Below are 1,060 nucleotides of genomic sequence, written 5' to 3'. Positions count from 1 at the left end.
GTCGATACGGCCGTCGGCGGCAATGGCCTGCGAGCCGCAGCCGACCGCACAGGCCTTGCACGGGCCGCACTCGGCCTTGCGCTTCAGCCCGTTCAGCCGCAGTCGAGACGGCAGGCCCAGCCCGGCACCCAGCGGGCACAGGTACTTGCAGTACGGACGTTCGGTAAACAGCGACAGCCCGAAGATCGTGGTCACGAACAGCACGAACGGCCAGCTGCGGTTCCAGATGCCGACCAGGAACGTGGTCTTGAACGGTTCGATCTCGGCCAGTTGCTCGGCCAGCACCATCGAGTGGAACGAGGCGGCCACCAGGCCGATGAACACCGCGTACTTCAGCCACTTCAGCTTGTCATGCAGCGGTTTGGGCAGCTTGAACTGCCAGCGCGCCAGACCGAGGCGGCCGCCGACCTTGTACAGCAGTTCCGACAGCGAGCCGAACGGACACAGCCAGCCGCAGAACAGCCCGCGGCCCCACAGCAGCAGCGAGATGGCGATAAAGATCCAGAACAGGAAAATCAGCGGGTCGGACAGGAACAGCCCCCAGCGCCAGCCGTCGAACGGTGCGTGGATCAGCGTCAGCAACTGGGTGACCGACGGCTGCGCCATCTGCCAGAAGCCGATAAAGCCGATGCTGATTACCCACATCGTGGTTTTCGGCCACGAGATCCAGCGCTTGTCGCTGCGGCGGCTGCGGCGCTCCCAGCGGTCGCGCAGCGCATAGAAACCGAGTGTGAACAGCAGCAGCGCGGCAAACACGGCGATCTCGACCGGCTTGCCCTTCCAGGCCTTCAGCCATGGCGCGTCGGGGCGTTCCACTGCCGGGCGGCCGCCCTGCAGATAGTGGGCCGGCAGCCAGTATTCGGACTCGAAATTGACGAAGGTCTTTTCGTTGTTGGCGTCGCGGCGGTTGCCGAGAAAATTGAACGCCCACGGCCAGGCGGCCGAGAAGCTGTGATCGCGCAGGATGAAGATGCCGGACTCGCGGAACGACGGCGCGCCGGCAGCCTTCAGGCTGTACAGGTTCATGTAGTCGCTGTCGCGGAAGGTGTACGAGTCGCGG

Annotated in this window: 1 protein-coding gene; it reads right to left on the bottom strand. The window is 64.8% G+C overall.

Annotation, left to right across the window (positions count from 1 at the left end; genetic code table 11):
- Positions 1-1,060 (bottom strand): 4Fe-4S binding protein (locus tag ACYVG8_RS18970; RefSeq protein ID WP_460746595.1); only part of this gene is annotated, 1,060 nt, incomplete at both ends.

Source organism: Microvirgula curvata (assembly GCF_054781615.1).
Note: the sequence above shows the minus strand (reverse complement) of the source record. Positions and strands in the feature narration are given on the sequence as shown.